Source organism: Peribacillus sp. NPDC055009 (assembly GCF_053608705.1).
This window is the reverse complement of the sequence record NZ_JBSGVZ010000047.1, coordinates 1-1,548: the sequence shown is the minus strand read 5'-3', so window position 1 is coordinate 1,548 and position 1,548 is coordinate 1. Positions and strand designations below refer to the sequence as shown.

Genomic DNA, 1,548 nt, shown 5'->3' with positions numbered 1-1,548 from the left:
TTTTAAAAGAGATAGATGGCACTAGTATCTTATAAGGAAAAAAATTTACTTAATAAATATCTAAAAATAAATGTAGAGGAAAGAATCTGTGTGACTTACCCAAAACCTTTAATCAGTGTTATTATTCCTACTTATAATAGGGGATATGTTATAAAAAAAACAATCAATTCGGTTTTACAGCAAACATATGACCACTTTGAATTAATAATTATAGATGACGCATCGAATGATAATACAGAAAGTATAGTAAAAAGTATAAAAGATAAAAGAATTAAATATATAAAGTTACAAGAAAACACTAAGGGTACAAAACCAAGAAATGTAGGTATAAATGTAAGTAATGGAGAGTATATTGCTTTTCTTGATTCTGATGACGAATGGCTTCCAACTAAGCTTGAAAAACAACTTAAATTCATTTTAAGTTTTGGGAAAACCAATAATAACATAATATGTTTTACCAGAGTAATAATAAAAGATGAAAAATTGGAAATATATAGAAAGAATAAACCTTTAAATAAAAATGAAGATATAATGGATTATATTTTAGTTAGAAATAATGTAGTGCAAACAAGCACATTTATGATATCAAATGCCATTGCGAAAAAAACATTATTTGATCCTGGGTTAAAAAAACATCAGGACTGGGATTTTTGTTTAAGACTAAGGAATCATAAAGCTACATTCTTATACTTACCTGAATGTTTAACTGTGTGGAATGTTGATAAAAATAGAAATGACAGAATAAGTAATAGTTATAAAAATCAGGAAATATCACTTGATTGGTTAAATAGCAAAAAAAATGAGCTATCTTTGAAATCTCAGTGGGCTTTTAAAATGATAATAGTTGATTATCTTATTGACAGAAGAGAAAGAATAGCGGCAATGAAAATCATTTTCACTGCATTTTCCCATCGAAGTATTAGTTTCATGACATTTTTAAAGAAATTAACTAAAGTATTTTTGCCTTATAAAATTCATGGTAAAATTAAACTTTTGTTAAAAAAAATATAGTTGTAAATAATTATCTTATATCTTTTATTCTTAATCAGGGGTAATTTTTGTGGAACTTGCGTGTTTTAAATTAGAATAATAATAACCGGAAAACTTAGGGTTGGAAATTTACTACATTATCAAATTATTAGTATGGTAGCTTTAATAAATTAATTGGTAATTAAACTTATTTTGTAAACAGTTATTATTTTAGGAAAGAGTATGTCGTTATTGAAGACTCTGGAAATAATAAGTTGATTGTGAGGTCTTCAAATGTATTTTATATTAGCTATGCTGTCATTTATTATATTTTGCATGTGGAAAAAATTCGATTATGTATATTTATTATATATTATTTCCATTATAGCCATTCCGAGCAATAGCTACATAGAAAATAAAATGGGAGTGGATATTTATTTCGATGTAAGAGATATTATGGCAATTTGTATGCTGGTAATTATTATAATAAATAAAAAAAAATATTTTTCATTCAATATCCCCCAACTATTATTTTATTCTGTTACATTCCTGATATTTTTAATATCAGTTGCAATGGGT

General features: G+C 25.3%; 2 protein-coding genes. Both read left to right on the top strand.

What is annotated here, in order from left to right:
* Window positions 1–15 precede the first annotated feature (15 nt).
* Window positions 16–1,011 carry a glycosyltransferase family 2 protein gene (locus ACWF5P_RS27085; RefSeq protein ID WP_452445547.1) on the top strand — a complete coding sequence of 332 codons (996 nt, stop codon included), beginning with the start codon at window positions 16–18 and terminating at the stop codon, window positions 1,009–1,011.
* A 252-nt stretch (window positions 1,012–1,263) separates the two neighbouring features.
* A partial coding sequence (locus tag ACWF5P_RS27080; RefSeq protein WP_452445546.1) for a hypothetical protein occupies window positions 1,264–1,548 on the top strand: 285 nt, incomplete at its 3' end.

What these genes read in the sequence shown, in the direction of transcription:
- ACWF5P_RS27085 (WP_452445547.1), top strand. Translation starts at nt 16, where the DNA reads ATGGCACTAGTATCTTATAAGGAAAAAAATTTACTTAATAAATATCTA.